Here is a 20147-nt window from a genome sequence, read left to right as displayed (position 1 = left end):
CCCCACCCCGCCCGGCCTCCGGCCTCCTCCCCCGCCCCCGGGGGGCGGGGGCAGTGCGTGACGATGTCCCCACGGTCCACTGTATGGGGCTTTTGCATCGCTTTGGAGGTCATATCGCCCGCATCCACAACCCCGTGACGCTCAATCTCCAGCGGTTCCGTCCATCGTTATCGCACCGAGAACCTTCACCAACCCTGCCCCCAGAGGCCACGGCCCCGACAACAGGGGCAAACATACGGCAGCCCCCGGAGCCACCACAGAAAAAAGAGATTAGAGATAGTCCGCGAGGACGTCCTTCAAATCGAACTTGAACGGCCCGAGGCTGCCGCCGAAGTTCCCGGCGCTGATGAACTTCACGCCCGGCACTTTGGTTGCCGCCCGGATGCCCTCGGCCATAGCGGTCTTGATCGAGTCCTCGTCGACGCCGTCGATGACGATCTCGTAGATCGCCTTGACACCCTCGGGGACCTTGCTGCCCTCGACCCGGTCTCTCAGCGTCGGGCAGTAAGCTTCGTTCGTGCTCGCGCCCATGAACTTGTACTTCTTGCTCCCGACCTTCGAGCCACTCGCGACGATACCGCCGGGGAAGGGCGTGATGACTCCGCAGACACCGCTGATGGCGTCGACCGCCGCCTCCGCAGCCACAAGAGCGGCCATCTGGTTCTCACCCATGATGAAGAAGTTGCCGCCAGCAACGCCCTTGACGGCGCCGAACTCCTCCTCACCGATATACTCGCCCTCCATGATCGGTATGGCCCATACCGTCCTGCCGCCGACCTCGCGCTTCTCCTCAAAGCCGTCACCGAAGAAGTGAAGCTTGACCGGGAGTTTCTCCTGAACCTCGGCAACGACGTCAGCGAGGCCGTCAAAGACCGCCGTCGTCGGAGCGGTGAGGACACACTCAGCGAGGCGCTCCACTACCTGCTCTTTCAGTTTCTTCTTGCTGGCACAGATCATGATCGCGTAGCCGGGCCGCCCGTCAGGGGTCTCGTCGGGGGAGACGAAGCAGTCGATGCCCGCCTCTGCCGGACATCCGATGGTGGAGGTGGCAAAGCCAACGGCTTCCACTGCTGCCTTGTATGCCCACTCCTCGGTGACGGCAGTGATAATGGGCCGTGCTACCCAGGTCGGGAACGCTTCCGCATAGGTATCATCAATAGTAACGCCATTCAGTTCCATGGACAGAATACACCTCGTTTGCTACAATGTTACGATATGGACAGAATAAGGTTTCTTTTTTTCCCGGCGGCGCGGTGGTCGGGTGCCGGGTGCCATGGAGGATCCAAAACTGCGCGACCCCCTCGGCGGGCCCGCCAACCCACCGATATCCACTGTCCCGGCAGAGTAACCATAAATAGAATCAGATGCCGGGTTATGACACACTCCGGGATCCCCTGATTGCCCATTTCAGGCGTGAAATGCCCATGTACCACATACATGCGGCGGGGACCGGGTTAAACATACCACGGGCCGATAAACCACCCGGGCAGGCCCATCCGGAACGCACAGGAGACAGCGGGCGCAGGATCTGGACAGGTTCTTCCGGGCGAGCACAGATGTCCGGGGCGGAGAGAGAAGAATCAATGAATGCAGAAACGGTTGCTACTCAAACCGCGCAGCGGTTGGTAGGCCCCAACTGAAGGCGGGAAAGGGGTTATATTCGGTTTCCTGAGAGATTCAGCCTGCTCTCACCGCTGCTGGCCTGGATCGGCCACCGTTTTTCACCAGGAAACCCGATTTAAGGTTTAAGGCTTTCGTTTTGCCCTTACAGCAGAAAATGCGTTTGACGGCGATATCCCTGGCATCGGATTAGCAGAACAACGGTTTTGATTTATAAAACCTGACAGGTAATCATAGTTCTGGAATATAAGACTGCCGAATTTCAGAAAGTTTATGTATATTCCTTGACAATTCTTTTTATATCGATTTTAAATCGATCAGATCTGGTGCGTGATAACCATGGCATTTGCATTGCACATCAATATGGAACGATGTACAGGCTGCAATAACTGCGTGGTGGCATGCCCGGTTGACGCTCTCGAGCTCCATACCGAAGATCCGGTAACCAAGGAGAAGATTTACAAAGTCAAGGACGGCAAAGCTGTCATCCTCGACTTTAACTCCGAGCTCTGCGCCGGTTGCGGCGTATGCGTCCAGGCATGCCCCTATGGAGTTATCAGACTTGTAGGACCGTGGGAGAGCCGGGCAAAAGCCCGAAAAGTGGAAGTCTAGGAGTGATACTAGAATATGGCGCTGTTTCCAAAGTATTCTAAGACGCGGGAAGGACAGAACGTCGTCATGGAGCAGAGGCTCCTGAAAGCAGTCAACAACCTGATCCTGAACGCAGAGACCTGCACTGGCTGCGGCATCTGTGTCGATGCCTGCCCTGAGGAGGCGATCGTGCTCGGACCTGTCGGTGCGACACGCCGCGGGGCAATCGACTATGGGGTACCTGTTGATATCAACCCTGAGAAGTGTTCTTACTGTGGTGTCTGTGTCATCATGTGCCCCTTCAATGCGATGACACTCAAGGTCGACGGAGAGGAGAGGCTCCCGATCCTTGAGAAAGAGGGATTCCCCACATACGATATGGTCACCGTAATCGACGAGGAGAAGTGCGACCGGTGCACCATCTGTGAAGAAGTCTGCCCGAGGGACGCCATCGCACGCGATGTTCCCGCATTCGAAGGCGGCGACGAGGCCGGCAAGCCGCGCCAGTCCGCGCTGCAGACCAGGACCACTTTCACGGTTGACACCGAGAAGTGCGACGTCTGCGGCATCTGCGGCGAGCTCTGCCCGAGCATCACCGTCGTCCGCAACGCCCCGAACCCCGCAACCGGCAAGATCGAAGGGGAAGTCAAGTGGGAAGAGAGCACCTGCGACGGCTGCACGATCTGCGTGGAAGCCTGTCCCCGGGAATGCATCACCCTCGAACGTGAGGTCGTCAGCGACAAACTGCCCGGCAAGGTCGATATCCAGCAGGACAACTGCTGTACATGCACCTGGTGCGTCCAGACCTGCCCTACGGAGGCAATCACCGTCGAGAAGATCTTCGAGGGAGACATTGAGATCAACCCTGAAAAGTGCCCTGGCGGCTGTTCGACCTGCGTGGAGGTCTGCCCCTGCAACGCGCTCTACCTGCCCGCCCCCCTCCCGGCAAAGGAGATGAAGGGAGAGATTGAGGCCAATATCGCCATCAACAAAGATTTCTGTATCCTCTGCGGTGCCTGCGTCAACGCCTGCCCGAGCGAGGATGCAATTGTCCTGCGGCGGACGGGTATCCGGATGCAGGATAAGGAGACGGACCTCTTCAGGAGAATCAAGGAGAAACTGCTCACCCCAAGGACATCGAGGGTGAAGGAGACCACTCCTGGAGAGGTAGAGGTCAAAGTTCTGGAAGAGGCGTGAGGGATAGCCAATGGCAGTGAAGAAAGACTATAAGGACCAGAAACTCGCTGAGAAGCTCCGGGACAGGAAGTACTACATTCCTGACAGCAACCCCGAGTTCATCAAGGATGTGGAGAAGATCGGGCAGACGGCCGCCCACATGTGCTACCAGTGCGGCACCTGCACCGGTTCGTGCCCCTCGGCACCCCGGAGTTCGTACCGTATCCGGCTGTTCATGCGCAAGGCGATCCTCGGCCTCGAGGAAGAGATCCTCACCGATCCCGACCTCTGGCTCTGCACCACCTGTTACAGCTGCACCGACCGGTGCCCCCGGGATCTCGCGCCGACCGACGCGATCATGGCGATGAGGAACCTGGCGTTCAAGCGGGACATCGTACCGCGCAACTTCCTCCAGACCGTCCAGTTGATCTATAAGACGGGTCACGGTGTCCCGAACAACGACGCAAACCGTGCCGCCCGGAAGAGACTCGGACTGGAAGCGGAGCCTGAGACGACGCACAAGTACCCCGAATACCTGCCAGGCATCCGGAGGATCCTTGACCACTACAGGCTCAAAGAGAACGCAGACAGAATCCTCGCGGAGGGAGAGTGAAACCATGAGCGGGAACAAACACCAGTACGCATTCTTCCTCGGGTGCATCGCCCCGAACCGATATCCCGGCATCGAGGCTGCGGCTATCCAGACCAGCAAGAACGTCGGCATCGACCTCCTCCCCCTGAAGGGCGCAAGCTGCTGCCCGGCACCGGGAGCATTCGGCTCGATCGACCTGAACGTCTGGTATGCGATGGCGGCCCGGAACGTCGTGCTCGCCGAGCAGATGAAGATGGACATCGCCCTGATCTGCAACGGGTGCTACAAGTCAATCTACGAGGTCAACCACAAACTGAAGCACAACGATGAACTCCGCGACGGGGTCAACGAAGTGCTCAAAGAGATCGATATGGAATTCAAGGGGACCGCCGATGTCTGGCACCTCGCCGAGCTCTACTACGACCCCAAGATCGTGGGCGTCAAGAAGCTCGCCGACAGCGTCAAGCGCCCCCTGGCCGGTGCGAAGATCGCCGTTCACTACGGCTGCCACCTGATGAAGCCCGGCAAGGAGCGGCACTTCGGGGACACCGAGAACCCGATGTGGATGGAAGAACTTGTCGCCGCTCTCGGCGCCGAGCCGGTCCAGTACCGCAACAAGATGCAGTGCTGCGGTGCCGGTGGCGGTGTCCGTGGATACGATCTCGCGCATGCGCTCGATATCACGAACGAGAAGCTGATCAATATGCAGGAAGTAGGCGTCGATGCAGTCACCGAGGTCTGTCCGTTCTGTCAGCTCCAGTTCGACCGCGGCCAGATCGAGATCAAGGAGAAGTTCGGTGCCGAATATGGCATCCCCGTCCTGCACTACAATGAACTCCTGGGACTGGCACAGGGCATGAGCCCGGACGAGCTCGCGCTCGACCTCCACGCCATCAGCGTTGAACCGTTCCTGAAGAAGATCCTGTGAGGTGCAAATACATGGCAGAAGTCAAAAAGTACGAAGAGCCAAGAATTGGCGTTTTTGTGTGCCACTGTGGCACCAATATTGCGGGCTCCATCGACGTCAAGGCAGTGATGGAGTACGCCAGGACGCTCCCGAACGTCATCGTCGCTGATGACTACCAGTACATGTGCTCGACCCCCGGTCAGAACAAGATCGCGGAGGCCATCAGCGAGCAGAAACTGACTGGAGTCGTTGTGGCGGCCTGTTCTCCCCGTCTGCACGAGCCCACGTTCCGCAATGCAACCAAGGCCGGCGGCTTAAACCCCTTCCGGTTCGAGATGGCAAACATCCGCGAGCAGAACTCGTGGGTGCACATGCACCAGCCCGAAGAGGCTACCTCCAAGGCAAAGGATGCAGTCAGAATTGCCGTAGCAAAGGCATCCCTGCTTGAGGACCTCATCCCGAAGAGTGTCCCCGTAGAGAAGGCGGCGATGGTCGTCGGCGGTGGCGTCGGCGGCATGCAGGCAGCACTCGACCTTGCGAATGCAGGGATCAAGACCTACCTCGTCGAGAAGACCCCTTCCATCGGCGGCAGGATGTCCCAGCTCGACAAGACCTTCCCGACGCTGGACTGCTCGCAGTGTATCCTGACACCGAAGATGGTGGACGTCTACCGGCATGAGGGCATCGAACTCCTCACCTACACCGAGGTCGAGGCGGTTGAGGGATACATCGGCAACTTCGATGTGACCCTCCGGAAGAAGGCGCGCGGCGTCATCACCCCGGCAGAGGCTGAGGCCCGCGGCATCGTCGGCGGCGGCTGTACCGGGTGCGGTGACTGTGCAACAGTCTGTCCGGTCATCAAGCCGAACCCGTTCGAGCTCGGCATGGCGCCGAGAAAGGCGATCTACATCTACCACCCGCAGGTCTCCCCGCTGATCTACACCGTCGACTTCGACGCCTGTGTCAAGTGCGGCCTCTGCGTCGAGGCATGCGACACGAAGCAGGCGGTCGACCTCGAGGCGAAGGACGAGTTCATGACCGTCAAGGTCGGTACCGTCATCCTCGCCCTGGGATACGACATCTTCCCCATCGAGAAGAAGTTCGAGTGGGGTTACAAGAACTACGACAACGTCATCACGTCGCTCGAGTTCGAGCGCCTGATCTGCGCATCCGGCCCGACCGGTGGCCACCTCATCCGCCCGAGCGACGGCGCAACCCCGAAGAGGGTCGCGTTCGTCCTCTGTGCGGGCTCCCGTGACAACACCGGCGTCGGCAAGCCCTACTGTTCGCGGTTCTGCTGCATGTACTCGCTCAAGCACGCCCACCAGATCATCGAGAAGATCCCCGGTGTGGTGCCCTACATCTTCTACATGGACATCAGATCCTTCGGCAAGATGTACGAGGAGTTCTACTACCGCATCCAGGACGAGGGTGCGAAGTTCATCCGCGGCAGAGTTGCAAACATCACTCAGGACCCGGTTACGAAGAACCTCCACGTCAACGCAGAGGACACGCTGCTTGGGCGACCGATCGACATGGAAGTCGATATGGTCGTGCTCGCAGCCGCCATCGAGCCCACTGCCGAGACCGAGAAGACGCGGAGACTCTTCGGTGTCTCCTGCTCGCAGGACGGCTGGCTCCTTGAGGCCCACCCGAAGTTGAACCCGTGCGGCACCACCACTGCCGGCGTCTACCTCGCTGGCGTCTGCCAGGGACCGAAGGATATTCCTGACACGGTCGCCCAGGCAGAAGGTGCGGCATCCGCAGCGTCCATCCCGATCCACAGGGGAGAGGTGGAACTCGAGCCCTACTTCGCCGTGTGCATGGAGGATAAGTGCGCCGGATGCGGACTGTGTGTCAACCAGTGCCCCTACCAGGCCCTCGCGCTCGTCGAGAAGGAAGGCCGCACAGTCATGCAGGTCACTGAAGCCAAGTGCAAGGGTTGCGGCACCTGCGGCGGGTTCTGTCCCGGCGGTGCTATCTGGATGCAGCACTTTGCAACCCCACAGATCATAGCACAGATCGATGCATTCCTGCTCGGAGGTGAACAGTAAATGGCAGACGAGAACTGGAAACCCAAGATCATCGCCATCATCTGCAACTGGTGCTCATACGCAGGTGCAGACCTCGCCGGCGGCGCCCGTATCCAGTATCCACCCGACATCCGTGCTGTCCGTGTGATGTGCACGGGTCGGATTGACCCCCTCTTCATCCTGAAAGCATTCCAGGATGGGGCGGACGGCGTGCTGGTCTCCGGCTGTCACTTCGGCGACTGCCACTACCTTGAGGGCAACTTTAAGGCTGCAAAGAGGATGTTCCTCTTGAAGAGTGTCCTCAAGAACATTGGCCTTGACGACAAGCGTCTCCGGATGACCTTCGTCTCTGCATCTGAGGGTGCAAAGTGGGGAACGGTCATGACGGACGTCGTCAAGACCATCAACGAGCTCGGTCCAAGCCCGCTCAAAGAGTTTGCCAGATAATACAATAGACAGGGGATGAATAACAATGGCAATCAGAGTGAATTTGATCACGGGTCGCACGATCCAGCAGGGGGTGTCGATGGAGGCGGGGAAGGAAAAACCCGCCTACACCACCGCCTGCGGGATTATTGAGCTGGACCCGGCGGACTTTAAAAAGCTGGGAGCTTTCCGCAACACGAACGTACGCGTCACCAGCAACTACGGCAGTGTCATCGTCAAGGCGGTCGAGGCCACCCAGGGTCCCCACCCCGGTGTAGCTTATATACCAATGGGCCCATGGGCAAACATGATAGTCAACCCGAACACCTACTCGACAGGGATGCCCACGTTCAAGGGAACACCCGTCGAGGTAGAGGTCGCCAAGAGCGAACCCGTCCTTGGCTCACTTGAACTGGTGCGCAAGGGATGCAGAGGTGAACTGGCATGACGAAGACAATAACCGATGTGGTCTGCCCATTCTGCGGGACACTCTGCGATGACCTTGAGGTCGTCGTCAGTGATGACGGAAAGAAACTCCTCGAAGTCTACAACGCGTGCGCCATCGGCGCCGAGAAGTTCCTCCACTCCCAGGCAAAGGATCGTATCACCCGCCCCCGGATGAGGCAGGAAGACGGTTCATGGAAGGAGATCTCCTATGATGAGGCAGCCGATTACACCGCCCGGATGCTCGCCGACGCGAAGAAACCCCTGATGTACGGCTGGAGTTCCACAAACTGTGAGGCCCAGTCTGTCGGGTCCGAGATCGGTGAGGCTGTGGGAGCGGTCATGGATAACACAGCGACCGTCTGCCATGGTACATCCCTTATCGCGGTTCAGGATATCGGCATACCGAGCTGCACGCTTGGTGAGGTCAAGAACCGTGCCGACCGGATCCTCTTCTGGGGATGCAACCCGGCTCACGCTCACCCGCGGCACATGTCCCGCTACTCGATCTTCCCCCGGGGATTCTTCACCGGCAAGGGGCATACGGGCCGCAAGGTGATCGTCGTCGACCCGCGTGTCACCGACACCGCCCGTGTGGCGGATGTTCACCTGCAGATTGAGCAGGGGCACGACTACGAACTCCTCGACGCACTCCGTGTGGCGTTCAAGGGCGAGCAGCTCCCCGACGTCGTCGCCGGAATCCCGAAAGCGAAGATCTACGAGGTCGCCGAGACGCTTAAGAGCGGCCGTTTCGCGATCATCTTCTTCGGTATGGGTGTGACCCAGTCGATCGGGAAGAACCACAACATCGATGCAGCCATCGCGGTCACCCGCGACTTAAACGAGTACACGAAAGCTGCCATTATGCCGATGCGCGGGCACTACAACGTCACCGGCTCCGGCCAGGTCTGGGGCTGGCAGTTTGGGTTCCCCTTCGCGGTGGACCTCTCCCGCGGATTCGCCCGCTATAACCCCGGTGAGACAACCTCGAACGACCTGCTCCGCAGGGACGAAGTGGACGCCGTCTTCGTGCTCGGAAGCGATCCCGGTGCACACTTCCCCTTCAGTTCAGTCAGGAAGATCTACGACCTCCCGTCGGTCGCCGTCGAGCCGCATGAGACCCCAACCACCGAGATCTGCAAGGTCCATGTCCCGGTCGCCTTCGTGGGTGTCGAGGTGGGCGGGTGCGCGTACCGGATGGATAACGTGCCGATTGAGACCAGAAAAGTCGTTGATGCCCCGGAGGGCATGATGACCGACGAAGAGTTCCTGAAAAGCGTCCTCATGCGCGTCAGGGAGATCAAGGGGGTATAAGCGTGGCAGAATTTCTCATCAAGAACGGTTTCGTCTTCGACCCGATCCTCGGGATCAAGGGAGATGTGGCCGATATCGCCATTAAGGACGGCAAGATCGTCGAGACCAGTGCGGTCACGAAGCCGAAGATCATCGACGCCGCGGGCAAGACCGTTATGGCCGGCGGTGTCGACATCCACGCCCATGTTGCTGGTCCGAAAGTGAACATCGGCCGAAACTTCCGTCCGGAAGACAAGCTCTTCAACTGCACGCCCGGACACGGCATCGAGCGGATGCAGGGTGGGTTCTCAGTGCCCACGACGATCCGGACCGGCTACAACTACGCCCGCATGGGCTATACCACCGTGATGGAAGCGGCCATGCCGCCGCTCTACGCCCGGCATACCCACGAGGAGATGCGGGACACGCCGATCCTCGACCAGGGTGCCTACCCGGTCTTCGGGAACAACTGGTTCGTGCTCGAATACCTCAAGAACCACGAGATCGAGAACACCGCCGCCTACATCGCCTGGCTCCTGCGCGCCACGAAGGGCTACGCGGTCAAGGTCGTCAACCCCGGCGGCACCGAAGCCTGGGCATGGGGCCTGAACTGTGATAACGTTCACGATCCGGTCCCGTACTTCGACATCACCCCGGCCCAGATCATCAAGGGCCTCATCGAGGCGAACGAGTACCTCGGTCTGCCGCACTCGATGCACATGCACGCGAACAACCTCGGGAACCCCGGCAACTACACGACGACGCTGGACTCGTTCAAGCTCTCGGAGGGTATCAAGCCGAACAGCAAGTTCGGCCGCGACCAGGTGATGCACCACACCCACGTCCAGTTCCACTCCTACGGCGGCGACTCCTGGGCAAACGTGGAGTCCAAGGCGAAGGAGATCATGGGTTACGTGAACTCTCACGACAACATCACCATCGACATGGGTCAGGTGACGCTCGATGAGACCACGACGATGACCGCCGACGGACCGTTCGAGCACCACCTCACCGAGTTGAACCACTTAAAGTGGGCAAACGCCGACGTGGAACTCGAGACCGGATCTGGGGTCGTGCCGTATATCTACAGCCCGAACATCAAGGTCTGCGCCATCCAGTGGTGCATCGGCCTTGAACTCGCGTTGCTCGCAAAGGACCCGATGCGGGTCTTCATGACCACCGACCACCCGAACGCCGGGCCGTTCATCCGCTACCCGCGGATCATGAAGTGGCTCATGAGCCAGGAGGCGCGCGAGCAGCAGATCGATGCCTTCAAGTACAAGGACAAAGTCATCGATGCGACCAACCTTGCCGGCATCGACCGCGAACTCGACCTCTACGAGATCGCGCAGATGACCCGGGCAGGACCGGCAAAATCGCTCGGCCTCGCGCACATGTACGGCGGGCTTGCCCCCGGTCTCGAAGCGGATGTTGCCGTCTTTGACTTCAACCCGAACGAGTCCTATGTGCCTGATGATATCGAGAACGCTTTCTCGAACGCGAGACACCTCTTCAAGGCAGGTGTCCAGATCATCAGTGACCACGAGATCGTGAGCAACGGCAACAAGCGGACGCTCTGGGTGAACGCCAGGGTCAACGAGAACCCACAGGTGATGCGTGACGTCAAGGAGAAGTTCCTCCGCTACTACACCGTCACCCTGAACAACTACGAGGTTTCCGGGCACTATCTCCCGAACCCGTATGTAATTGAGGTTGATGCAACACAGTGAGGTGAGAGAAGGATGGAAACAGTTACACTCACCATAAAGAACCAGCCCGGGCTATTCCTCGAGGCTGACAGCATCACCCCCGATGCATTCGCCGGGAAGAAGGCGGAAGAGATCGTCGACCTCCCTGTTTACGTGGGGAGGGATGAGCACCGGCTTGGAGACTTCTTCGAGGTCTCCGGCCGGGCCGGAGCAACCCCGGCAGAGACGAAGATCGTCGTCAACGGCGACCTTTCCCGGGTCAAGTACATCGGCATGAAGATGACCGGCGGCGAGGTCGTTGCCAACGGCAACGCCGATATGTACGTCGGCGCCTGGATGCAGGGGGGCAAGATCACGGTGAACGGGAACGTTGACGCCTTTGCCGGAACGGGCATGAAAGGCGGCGAGATCCTCATCAACGGCAACGCCGGGAACTACCTCGGCGCCGCATACCGTGGAGACTGGCGCGGCATGGCCGGCGGGAAGATCATCGTGAAGGGCAATGCCGGGAGCGATCTCGGCACCTTCATGAACGGCGGCGAGATCATCGTTGGCGGCGATGTCGACGTCCACGTTGCCACCCATGCCGAGGGCGGGAAGATTGTCATCAAGGGCAATGCAAAGAGGCGTCTCGGGGGCCAGATGGTAGAAGGCGAGATCTACGTCTTTGGCGACATCGAACTCATGATGCCCGGATTTGCATATCGCAAAGATGTCGATATCGAGGTGGACGGCACCAAAGGGCTGTTTGCTCTCTACGAGGGCGACCTTGGCGAGCGACACCGAAAGAGGAAAGGCCAGATGATCTACGGTAAGTTATACCAGCGGATCAGGGCCTGAACCCCTCTTTTTCTTTCGCGCATACGGAGTGGTGCCGATCTTAGGGGGATCGGATGCGATACGTAGGAGTAAAGTAACACCAAGTAGCACTATTTTACGTAATACATACTACCTCCAGGGGAGTATAATAAGTTTGCTACCCTGTGCGATCGACTATTATTCAGCAAATATCTAATATTGCGCTCCAGATATATATCTGATCATAGGCATAAATAGCAATGCTTATATCGTCAGAGAAGGTTATTATCTTTTTGTCCCACGAGGACGTGCAGTAGTTACCAGCAGACACAGTCAGCGATACTTTTAGCGTTCAGTTCACAGTTCCGGATAGTATGCACATAAAGAGGGTAATGGAGGAAAATTATGGCAAAATACAAGGAAACTATTGACCTGTATGATGATGCAGGCAAGCAGTTGAAGAGTGGTGTGCCGCTTGAGAAGATCAGCCCGCTGGTCAACCCGGCAACCAGGAAGCTCATCGACCTCACCAAGAGGACGGTTGCAGTCAACCTGAACGGCATCCAGGAATCTCTGAAGACCGGAAAGGTAGCGAAGGGATATGTCCTCGGGCGCGAGATGAACCTCGACATCGTCGCCAACAAGGACGCTGTCATCGCCAAGATCAAGGAGATGGTCCAGGTCGAGGAGGGTGACAACACCAAGATCCGCGAGTTCAACGGCGGCAAACTCATCCTCGTTGAGGTTCCCAGCATCCGCCTGGAGGCCGCATCCACCTACGATGCCGCGATCACGTCGGTTGCAGCTGCAACCACCTACTCGCTCGTCGAGCAGTTCAACATCGGAGCATTCGATGCAGCGATGATCAAGGCAGCAGTCTGGGGTTCCTACCCGCACACGATGGACCTCTCCGGCGCTAACGTCACGTCCATTCTGTCGATCCCCCAGAACAACGAAGGTCTCGGCTATGCGCTCCGGAACATCCCGGTCAACCACAGTGTCATGATGACCGGCAGGAACGCTATGCAGGGCGCCGCACTCTCGTCCACCTTCGAGCAGGCAGGAATGTTTGAGATGGGTAACGCCATCGGACCGTTCGAGCGCGCCCAGCTGCTCACCTACGCTTACCAGGGCCTGAACGCGAACAACATGGTCTACGACCTCGTCAAGAAGAACGGGGCGACCGGAACCATCGGCACAGTCGTCCAGAGCCTGGTCGAGCGTGCCATCGAAGACAAGGTCATCACTCCGGGGAAGAAGGGCGGATACTTCCAGTTCTACGACACGAAGGATCCCATGCTCTGGAACGCCTACGCCGCTGCAGGAACCATGGCGGCTACCATGGTCAACTGCGGTGCCGGACGGTTTGCCCAGGCAGTCTCCTCGACGCTCCTGTACTTCAACGACCTGCTTGAGCACGAGACCGGTCTCCCCGGCTGTGACTACGGCCGTGTCATGGGTACTGCTGTCGGGTTCTCGTTCTTCAGCCACTCGATCTACGGCGGTGGCGGCCCCGGTATCTTCAACGGCAACCACGTCGTGACCAGGCACGCCGCAGGCGTGGCCATCCCGTGTGTGGTCGCCGCGGCAGCTCTCGATGCCGGAACCCAGATGTTCTCGCCCGAGAGCACCTCGAAGATCTATGCCGAAACCTACGGCAAGGTCGACGTCTTCAACAAGCCGATCCAGCAGATCGCACAGGGTGTGTAAATAACATAAGGATACTAATGACTGACGCCATATACCCTCAGGTTCGAATCGTTTCTGCGCGATTCCTCAGACCCGACACCGTGGAACAACTCCTGAACAGGCTTGTTCAGGTCGGCGGGATTCGCCGGATGTCCATCAACGGACCAAGCATTCCCGCCACTGTGCCGTATGGTCCGGCAAGGGGGCAACCCAATCCCCACCCGGACCGTAAGGTCATCCGTGTCGGAGACCAGGACGTCCAGCTCCGGGTGCAGGTCGGAACAATCATCCTGGAGATTGAGGACGAGTCGTACATTCCGGTAATCGGGGAAGCAGTTGACGAAGTCTTTGCCGATAAGGACTTCTCCTGCACCGTCCAGCAGGGACGGTACATGAAGACCCAGCCGACACTGTCCGACTACGCTAAGTACGGACCTGACGCCGACAAACAGATTCTCGGACTTGTCGATCCAAGAAGGAAAGACGGTCCTGTTATCATCCAGGGAACTAAGTGACATGCCTATCGGAAGAGTAACCCAGGTTGTCGACTGCCGCGAGAGCATGGGGATGGGAAAAGGAGGCGGTCTTGCCCAGCGCGGGACCATCTCCGAAGCCAGGTCCCCGGATGTGATCGTGATCGGGATGTCTCCCGGCCGCAGACACGTGACAAAACCGGTCTGCGACATAACCTCCGGTCTCCGGAGGGAGGGAGCCGAGTTCTCCGTGACTACGCTCGTCCTCAATGCGGGGAGCGGAGTTCCGGCAGATTCCCCTGTCGCCGGTCACGTTCTTGGAGCCTATTTCGGACTTACGGAGAAGGAGATCGCCCAGATTGAGCAGCACAAGGTCGCCATCCTGCACCACGGGAATGTCCGCTCCCATGTGGTGCAGAAGGTCCGGTTTATCCTTGAGCACGCGAATATCAAGGCTATCGTCGTTTCCCAGGTCCCGATCGACTTCGAAGACCTCGCAAAAGAGGGGATCAGGACAGCAGTGGTTATGCCGCCGCCCGATCGGGCGAAGACGAAAGGCATGGTGATGGATATCGTCAGCGGTGTGACACGGGGTCAGACCCCGGGCAGGGGAAAATTGGCAGAGGTCGTTCGTGCCGTTATGAGAGTACTAAAAAGCCCAACATGAAGGTGAAAAGAAACATGGCATACAAGCCCCAATACGGACCGGGTACATCCAAGGTCGCCGAGAACCGGCGCAAGCAGATGAACCCCAAGCAGAAGCTTGAGAAGATGCGTGACGTGACTGATGAGGACATCGTACTGATCCTCGGCCACAGGGCGCCGGGAGCCGCCTATCCGACGGCCCACCCGCCGCTCGCCGAGCAGCAGGAGCCCGACTGCCCCATCAGGAAGATTGTCACCCCGACTGAGGGTGCAAAGGCCGGCGACCGTGTCCGCTACATTCAGTTTGCGGACTCGATGTTCTTCGCCCCCTCGCACCCCTACCAGCGAACCTACACCGAGGCCTACCGCTTCCGCGGCATCGACCCCGGTACGCTCTCCGGCCGTCAGATCGTCGAGTGCCGTGAGCGTGACCTCGAGAAGTACTCGAAGGATCTCGTCAACACCGAGCTCCTGGACCCGGCCCGCACCGGCATCCGTGGTGCGACCGTGCACGGTCACTCGCTCCGTCTCGCCGAGAACGGCATGATGTTCGACATGCTCCAGAGGAGTGTCCTTGGCGAGGACGGCATCGTCCGCTACGTCAAGAACCAGATCGGCGAGCCCCTCGACCGCGCGGTTGCCATCGGCAAGCCGCTCGATGAGAAGTGGCTCAAGGCCCACACGACAATCTTCCACTCACTCGGCGGCACGCCGTACCGTGATGACAAGGAGTACATCGAGTACGTCCAGCGCATCCACACGCTGCGGACGAAATACGGATTCCTTCCCAAGGAGTGATTGAGAAATGGCAAAGATTGAAAGATCCCAGAAGATGTTCCTGAAGGCACTCAAGGAGAAGTTCCAGGGACAGGATGTCCAGTCCGATACGGCCGAGTACTACAAGTTCAATGGTATCCACCAGTCTCCCCGTAAGATGGAGTTCATGAAGGCGAGCCGTGCCGTCGAGATGGACCGCGGCATCCCGATGTATGACCCCGAGCGCTGCCACCTTGGCGGCATCCCGATGGGCCAGCGCCAGCTGATGACCTACGAGGTCTCCGGCACCGGCGTCTTCGTCGAGGGTGACGACCTCCACTTCGTCAACAACGCTGCCATGCAGCAGATGTGGGACGATATCAGGAGAACGGTCATCGTCAACATGGACCTTGCCCACCAGACCCTGCAGAAGCGTCTGGGGAAGGAAGTTACCCCCGAGACGATCAACGAGTACCTCCATATCCTGAACCACGCCATGCCCGGCGCAGCCGTCGTTCAGGAACACATGGTCGAGACCCACCCCGGCCTCGTCGACGACTGTTACGTCAAGGTCTTCACCGGCGACCAGGAACTCGCCGACGACCTCGAGCCCCAGTTCGTCCTCGACGTCGAGAAGCTCTTCCCCGCAAAGCAGGCCGAGGCACTCTCCGCTGCCGTAGGGAAGTCTCTCTGGCAGGCTATCCACATCCCGACCACGGTCACCCGGACCTGCGACGGTGGAACGACCTCCCGGTGGTCTGCGATGCAGATCGGTATGTCCTTCATCGCCGCCTACCGTATGTGCGCCGGTGAAGCGGCTGTCGCCGACCTCTCCTACGCCGCGAAGCACGCAGGCGTTATCCAGATGGCCTCCCACCTGCCCGCCCGGCGTGCCCGTGGCCCCAACGAGCCCGGTGGCCTTGCATTCGGTGTCTTCTCCGATATCGTCCAGGCAAACCGGAAATACCCCAACGACCCCGCCCGGGCATCCCTCGAGGTCGTCGGCGCCGGAACCATGCTCTACGACCAGATCTGGCTCGGCTCCTACATGTCCGGTGGTGTCGGATTCACCCAGTACGCGACCGCGGCCTACACCGACAACATCCTCGATGAGTTCACCTACTACGGTATGGACTACATCAAGGACAAATACAAGGTCGACTGGAAGAACCCGAGCGCGAACGACAAGGTCAAGCCGACCTACGATGTCGTCAACGACATGGCAACCGAGGTCTCGCTCAACGCCATGGAGCAGTATGAGCAGTTCCCGACCATGATGGAGGACCACTTCGGCGGGTCCCAGCGTGCCGGTGTCATCGCCGCCGCGTCCGGCCTGACCACCGCCATCGCGACCGGCAACTCGAACGCCGGTCTCAACGCCTGGTACCTCTCGATGCTCCTGCACAAGGACGGATGGTCGCGGCTCGGCTTCTTCGGCTACGACCTCCAGGACCAGTGCGGATCCGCAAACTCGCTCTCCATCCGCGGAGACGAGGGTGCGATCGGCGAGGTCCGTGGCCCGAACTACCCGAACTACGCGATGAACGTCGGTCACCAGGGCGAGTACGCCGCGATCGTCGGCGGTGCTCACTACGGCCGCGGCGACGCATGGTGCTTCGACCCGCGTGTGAAGATCTGCTTCGCCGACCCGGCCCTGAAGTTCGACTTCGCAGAGCCCCGCCGCGAGTTCGCGAAGGGTGCAATCCGCGAGTTCATGCCCGCCGGCGAGCGCTCGCTCATCATCCCGGCCCGGTAACCCCAACTCAACTTTTTTTTCCCTAGCGTAACTCCACATGACTAATAAGAGTATTCCGGGCGATTTTTTACATTTCGTTGCTATATCGGCGCAACTTTTCGAAACCTTTAATTAAGTCATAAACAACTGTTAAATGAACCAAAAAGGTTTTGAACTCATACTCCGGTGCGATGAGCACTAGAGGAGGATGCTGAATGGAAGAGATCGTATTTGGCATCGGCATTACCGCATTGGCAGGTGCTCTTGCAACCGTCGCCGGCGCTGCGGAAGACACTGAGTCTGACATCGGATCACAGGGTGACCCGAACTCACAGGTTCAGCTCGCTCCGCAAATGGGATATATTCACCGCATCTTTAACAAGGCAATTGCTGGTGAACCCCCCGCGTACGGCTTATGGGTTGCTCTGGGTGCAGGCCTTGCCTGGGCATTCATGGCGATGCATATAAATCCGATACTTGCAATCGTACTCGGGAGCGCTCTCGCGGTCTTCGTGCAGGGCGTCTATGCGACAACAGCATATCTCGGTCGTACTGCAAGTCTCGCCAAATTTGGACAGCCGGTCTACATCGATATCTTAAAGTCGATGACGACCGTGACTATGGCACACGCGTTCGTAGCAATCTTCACCACCGTCGCGATGTGTCACCTGATCATCAGCGCACTCGGCCACCCCTTCCCGCTCCCACTGCTGGGCCTCGTATGGGGTATCGCGCTCGGTGCAGCCGGGTCTGCAACCGGTAACCCGTTTTATGGAAAGGAGCGGCAGTACCAGGAGCAGAAGTTCGGAGCCGGAGTTCCGATCTCCGCGTCCGGCAACATCGTCCGCTACGCCGAAGCCGGCCAGCGAAACTCGCTCGACAATGGTTTCTTCAGCGCCAAACTCGGCGGCCCTGCGTCGGGTATCTGTTTCGGCCTGATCGTTTTCTTCGAGCTCTGGCGTACCGTGGTCTTCGAGCCGTTCGCCGCAGGATGGGGAGCGGTCGTCGTCGGCATCATCGTGATCCTGGTCTTTGCCATCATCGACCGTTACATCGAGGTCTGGGCAAGGAAGACCTTCGGGCCCTATACGGCTCCTGAGGAGGCGTCATCATGAGTGCGCTCGGTGGACCTAAACAGACTGCAGGCATCCAGCCCCCGACAGGGATGGGCCTCGTTATCAGCATTGTTCTTATCGTCGTCGCGCTTGCGCTCGCCTTCTTCCTCGTACAGATGGCCGGGCTGCTCGCTCTCGTCGGCATCATCATCGGTGGTGTCCTGGTCGGGTTCGGCGTCCACTTCGTCCCGGTCGGCGGTGCCCCCGCTGCAATGGGACAGGCACCAGGTATCGCAACCGGTGTCGCGATGCTCGCCGCCGGTGCCGGCCTTGCCGGGCTCTTCGGTGGCGCATGGGCTGCCCCACTCGGATTTCCCCTCGCCCTCGCCGGCGGTGCGGTCGGCGGCGGGCTCTTAATGGCGATCACCTGCACAATGGTCAACGTCATCTACATCTTCGGTATGGGTATCCCGGCAGCTTCCGGTAAGGTCGACAAGGACCCGATCACAGGCGACACCTTCACCGGGTACAAGAGCCAGGGTACCGAGGGGCACGGCCTCCCGTTCATCTCCTGGGTTGGGGGCGTCATCGGCGGTGCACTTGGTGGTCTCGGTGGAACGCTCATCTACCTCGAGCTCCTCGACATCTACCAGGCGCAGTTACCTGTACTCCTGAACGCAACGGTCGAGCAGATCGCGCCCGTCGCCGTCTCGCTTGCCGGTATCTTCGCGGTCGCCATGTTCCTGATGAACGCCGTGCTTGCCGCGTACAACATCACCGGTACGATCGAAGGGCCGCACGACCCCAAGTTCAAGCGGTTCCCGAGAGCGGTCATCGCAGCCGCTGCGGCATCCGCTGTTGCAGGCATCTTTGCAATCGCACTGCTCGGACTGCTGGGGGTATTCTAAATGTCAGTAAAAATTGAAGTCGGAGCAGGCGGCATCCCGCACAGCCAGATCCTGATCTACGGCCTCGTGGGATCGCTCGTCCTCATCTACCTGACATACCTGAACACGGTCACCAACACCCAGTACTTCGCGTTCTTCGGCGGGCTTGCTGCCGTGGTCGCACTCCTCTGGGGTACCGACACGATCAAGCACCTCTGCAGCTACGGTCTTGGTACCGGTGTCCCGTCAGCGGGTATGATCGCGCTCGGGTCCGGTGTCATCGCCGCGCTCGTCGGAGCCACGACCGGCATCTTCGCACCCATCGTGACGCTCATCGTCGCCGCGATCATCGGTGCAGTCGCTGGTGTACTGGCCAACCACGTGGTCCGGATGGACATCCCGGTCATGATCGTCTCCCTGACCGAGCTTGCGATCGTCGGCGCGATGACGGTGCTCGGCCTCGCTGCCATGGTCGGCGGAACGTTCAACTTCCTGGACCTGATCACCGGCACGACCGTCATCCTCGGATTCGCCGTACAGAGTTACGAATTCTCCGTCATCGGCGGCAGCATCATCGCCGTGATCTTCATGCTCGCCGCGATCGCGATCCAGCACTCCTTCAACGCCTGTCTCGGGCCCGGGGAGAAGCAGGACCGGACGCTCATGCTCGCCGCAGAGTGCGGGTTCCTCTCCATGATCCCTGTTGCGGTCATATCGTTCGCGTTCATCGCGTTCATTCCTGCTCTCATCTCGCTGCTGGTCTCGGTCATCGGGTGGTTCTACACCTACGCGCAGTACATTGTGCTCTCGAAGCGTGATGCCTACGCCTGGCTCGATGCACAGCCGATCCTGGAGCCCAAGGGAGGTGCCTAGATGGCATACATTCAGGTACTGCCTGAGTACGGGCTGGTCGTCGACCCGCTGGTCGGCATTGTCACCACCGCCGGCGTCTCGTACACTCCCGTGCTCGAACAGGTAGCGGAACTCGAGAAGATTACCGACGACCTGGTCGGCATGCTCTCCGGGGAGGGTAACTTCCTGGCATCGTTCCCGAACAGGGAGGGAGTCCTCAAGATCGCCGGAGGCGTGACCGCATTCTGGTATGGCATGGCAATCGGCCTTCTGGTTGCCGGTGTCGTCGTATTAGGACTGCTGTGAGGTGAAGGACATGGTTGAAAAGAAATCACCGGCCAGCGGATGGCCGATTGTTCAGGGCGACTTCCACACGGGAGATGCGCAGAGTTGCGTCGCCGTCGTCACCATGGGATCCCACCTCGATGAACAGGGCATCTGCAATGCCGGAGCGGCAATCGCCGGG

Annotated in this window: 20 protein-coding genes and 1 pseudogene; 20 read left to right on the top strand and 1 reads right to left on the bottom strand. The window is 59.4% G+C overall.

Annotated elements, in window-relative coordinates; all coding sequences use genetic code 11:
- Positions 1-270: 270 nt before the first annotated feature.
- Positions 271-1179: a formylmethanofuran--tetrahydromethanopterin N-formyltransferase gene (gene fhcD, locus BP846_RS08725; RefSeq protein WP_292394477.1), complete on the bottom strand. Its 909-nt coding sequence runs from the start codon at positions 1177-1179 to the stop codon at positions 271-273.
- A 780-nt stretch (positions 1180-1959) separates the two neighbouring features.
- Here fhcD and BP846_RS08720 point away from each other — a divergent pair.
- From BP846_RS08720 to BP846_RS08625, 20 genes and pseudogenes are all read left to right on the top strand, one after another.
- Positions 1960-2232: an indolepyruvate ferredoxin oxidoreductase subunit alpha gene (locus BP846_RS08720; protein WP_292394476.1), complete on the top strand. Its 273-nt coding sequence runs from the start codon at positions 1960-1962 to the stop codon at positions 2230-2232.
- A gap of 15 nt (positions 2233-2247) precedes the next feature.
- A complete protein-coding gene (locus BP846_RS08715) occupies positions 2248-3408 on the top strand; it encodes a 4Fe-4S binding protein (protein ID WP_292394474.1) in 1161 nt (386 codons plus the stop codon).
- A 10-nt stretch (positions 3409-3418) separates the two neighbouring features.
- Positions 3419-4000, top strand: coding sequence for a CoB--CoM heterodisulfide reductase subunit C (gene hdrC / locus BP846_RS08710; RefSeq protein WP_292394472.1), 582 nt, complete (start codon positions 3419-3421; stop codon positions 3998-4000).
- A 4-nt stretch (positions 4001-4004) separates the two neighbouring features.
- Positions 4005-4907, top strand: coding sequence for a CoB--CoM heterodisulfide reductase subunit B (gene hdrB, locus BP846_RS08705; RefSeq protein ID WP_292394470.1), 903 nt, complete (start codon positions 4005-4007; stop codon positions 4905-4907).
- Positions 4908-4918: 11 nt separating this feature from the next.
- On the top strand, positions 4919-6940 hold the full coding sequence (locus BP846_RS08700) for a CoB--CoM heterodisulfide reductase iron-sulfur subunit A family protein (protein ID WP_292394468.1): 2022 nt from the start codon (positions 4919-4921) through the stop codon (positions 6938-6940).
- The gene (locus BP846_RS08695; protein WP_292394466.1) at positions 6941-7366 is read left to right on the top strand and encodes a hydrogenase iron-sulfur subunit; all 426 of its coding nucleotides are present in this window, start codon (positions 6941-6943) and stop codon (positions 7364-7366) included. It abuts the gene before it with no gap.
- A 25-nt stretch (positions 7367-7391) separates the two neighbouring features.
- Complete coding sequence (locus tag BP846_RS08690) at positions 7392-7793, top strand: molybdopterin dinucleotide binding domain-containing protein (RefSeq protein ID WP_292394464.1); 402 nt, start codon at positions 7392-7394, stop codon at positions 7791-7793.
- Positions 7790-9103 carry a formylmethanofuran dehydrogenase subunit B gene (locus BP846_RS08685; protein ID WP_292394462.1) on the top strand — a complete coding sequence of 438 codons (1314 nt, stop codon included), beginning with the start codon at positions 7790-7792 and terminating at the stop codon, positions 9101-9103. Before BP846_RS08690 ends, BP846_RS08685 begins: the two co-directional genes overlap by 4 nt.
- A 2-nt stretch (positions 9104-9105) precedes the next feature.
- Complete coding sequence (locus BP846_RS08680) at positions 9106-10812, top strand: formylmethanofuran dehydrogenase subunit A (protein ID WP_292394460.1); 1707 nt, start codon at positions 9106-9108, stop codon at positions 10810-10812.
- 12 nt (positions 10813-10824) lie between these two features.
- Complete coding sequence (locus BP846_RS08675; RefSeq protein WP_292394458.1) at positions 10825-11631, top strand: formylmethanofuran dehydrogenase subunit C; 807 nt, start codon at positions 10825-10827, stop codon at positions 11629-11631.
- A 363-nt stretch (positions 11632-11994) separates the two neighbouring features.
- A complete protein-coding gene (gene mcrB, locus BP846_RS08670) occupies positions 11995-13299 on the top strand; it encodes a coenzyme-B sulfoethylthiotransferase subunit beta (RefSeq protein WP_292394456.1) in 1305 nt (434 codons plus the stop codon).
- 17 nt (positions 13300-13316) lie between these two features.
- Positions 13317-13793, top strand: coding sequence for a methyl-coenzyme M reductase operon protein D (gene mcrD / locus BP846_RS08665; protein ID WP_292394454.1), 477 nt, complete (start codon positions 13317-13319; stop codon positions 13791-13793).
- A 1-nt stretch (position 13794) separates the two neighbouring features.
- A complete protein-coding gene (mcrC, locus tag BP846_RS08660; RefSeq protein ID WP_292394452.1) occupies positions 13795-14418 on the top strand; it encodes a methyl-coenzyme M reductase I operon protein C in 624 nt (207 codons plus the stop codon).
- 14 nt (positions 14419-14432) lie between these two features.
- Positions 14433-15194, top strand: coding sequence for a coenzyme-B sulfoethylthiotransferase subunit gamma (mcrG, locus tag BP846_RS08655; protein WP_292394450.1), 762 nt, complete (start codon positions 14433-14435; stop codon positions 15192-15194).
- 7 nt (positions 15195-15201) lie between these two features.
- Entirely contained in the window at positions 15202-16908 is a 1707-nt protein-coding gene (gene mcrA / locus BP846_RS08650; RefSeq protein WP_292394449.1) for a coenzyme-B sulfoethylthiotransferase subunit alpha, read from the top strand.
- Between the two features lie 194 nt (positions 16909-17102).
- Entirely contained in the window at positions 17103-18002 is a 900-nt protein-coding gene (gene mtrE / locus BP846_RS08645) for a tetrahydromethanopterin S-methyltransferase subunit E (protein WP_292394447.1), read from the top strand.
- A complete protein-coding gene (mtrD, locus tag BP846_RS08640) occupies positions 17999-18850 on the top strand; it encodes a tetrahydromethanopterin S-methyltransferase subunit D (RefSeq protein ID WP_292394445.1) in 852 nt (283 codons plus the stop codon). The genes mtrE and mtrD overlap by 4 nt, the downstream gene beginning before the upstream one ends.
- The gene (gene mtrC, locus BP846_RS08635) at positions 18851-19702 is read left to right on the top strand and encodes a tetrahydromethanopterin S-methyltransferase subunit MtrC (protein WP_292394443.1); all 852 of its coding nucleotides are present in this window, start codon (positions 18851-18853) and stop codon (positions 19700-19702) included.
- Complete coding sequence (gene mtrB, locus BP846_RS08630; RefSeq protein WP_292394441.1) at positions 19703-19987, top strand: tetrahydromethanopterin S-methyltransferase subunit MtrB; 285 nt, start codon at positions 19703-19705, stop codon at positions 19985-19987. It begins immediately after the preceding gene.
- Positions 19988-19997: 10 nt separating this feature from the next.
- A pseudogene (locus tag BP846_RS08625) lies at positions 19998-20147 on the top strand (tetrahydromethanopterin S-methyltransferase subunit A); the annotation flags it as partial.

This window comes from Methanoculleus sp. UBA303, assembly GCA_002501655.1.
GTDB lineage: Archaea > Halobacteriota > Methanomicrobia > Methanomicrobiales > Methanoculleaceae > Methanoculleus.
Note: the sequence above shows the minus strand (reverse complement) of the source record. Positions and strands in the feature narration are given on the sequence as shown.

Coding starts and splice junctions, on each gene's coding strand:
- fhcD (WP_292394477.1), bottom strand. CDS start 1,179: ATGGAACTGAATGGCGTTACTATTGATGATACCTATGCGGAAGCGTTC.
- BP846_RS08720 (WP_292394476.1), top strand. CDS start 1,960: ATGGCATTTGCATTGCACATCAATATGGAACGATGTACAGGCTGCAAT.
- BP846_RS08715 (WP_292394474.1), top strand. CDS start 2,248: ATGGCGCTGTTTCCAAAGTATTCTAAGACGCGGGAAGGACAGAACGTC.
- hdrC (WP_292394472.1), top strand. CDS start 3,419: ATGGCAGTGAAGAAAGACTATAAGGACCAGAAACTCGCTGAGAAGCTC.
- hdrB (WP_292394470.1), top strand. CDS start 4,005: ATGAGCGGGAACAAACACCAGTACGCATTCTTCCTCGGGTGCATCGCC.
- BP846_RS08700 (WP_292394468.1), top strand. CDS start 4,919: ATGGCAGAAGTCAAAAAGTACGAAGAGCCAAGAATTGGCGTTTTTGTG.
- BP846_RS08695 (WP_292394466.1), top strand. CDS start 6,941: ATGGCAGACGAGAACTGGAAACCCAAGATCATCGCCATCATCTGCAAC.
- BP846_RS08690 (WP_292394464.1), top strand. CDS start 7,392: ATGGCAATCAGAGTGAATTTGATCACGGGTCGCACGATCCAGCAGGGG.
- BP846_RS08685 (WP_292394462.1), top strand. CDS start 7,790: ATGACGAAGACAATAACCGATGTGGTCTGCCCATTCTGCGGGACACTC.
- BP846_RS08675 (WP_292394458.1), top strand. CDS start 10,825: ATGGAAACAGTTACACTCACCATAAAGAACCAGCCCGGGCTATTCCTC.
- mcrB (WP_292394456.1), top strand. CDS start 11,995: ATGGCAAAATACAAGGAAACTATTGACCTGTATGATGATGCAGGCAAG.
- mcrD (WP_292394454.1), top strand. CDS start 13,317: ATGACTGACGCCATATACCCTCAGGTTCGAATCGTTTCTGCGCGATTC.
- mcrC (WP_292394452.1), top strand. CDS start 13,795: ATGCCTATCGGAAGAGTAACCCAGGTTGTCGACTGCCGCGAGAGCATG.
- mcrG (WP_292394450.1), top strand. CDS start 14,433: ATGGCATACAAGCCCCAATACGGACCGGGTACATCCAAGGTCGCCGAG.
- mcrA (WP_292394449.1), top strand. CDS start 15,202: ATGGCAAAGATTGAAAGATCCCAGAAGATGTTCCTGAAGGCACTCAAG.
- mtrE (WP_292394447.1), top strand. CDS start 17,103: ATGGAAGAGATCGTATTTGGCATCGGCATTACCGCATTGGCAGGTGCT.
- mtrD (WP_292394445.1), top strand. CDS start 17,999: ATGAGTGCGCTCGGTGGACCTAAACAGACTGCAGGCATCCAGCCCCCG.
- mtrC (WP_292394443.1), top strand. CDS start 18,851: ATGTCAGTAAAAATTGAAGTCGGAGCAGGCGGCATCCCGCACAGCCAG.
- mtrB (WP_292394441.1), top strand. CDS start 19,703: ATGGCATACATTCAGGTACTGCCTGAGTACGGGCTGGTCGTCGACCCG.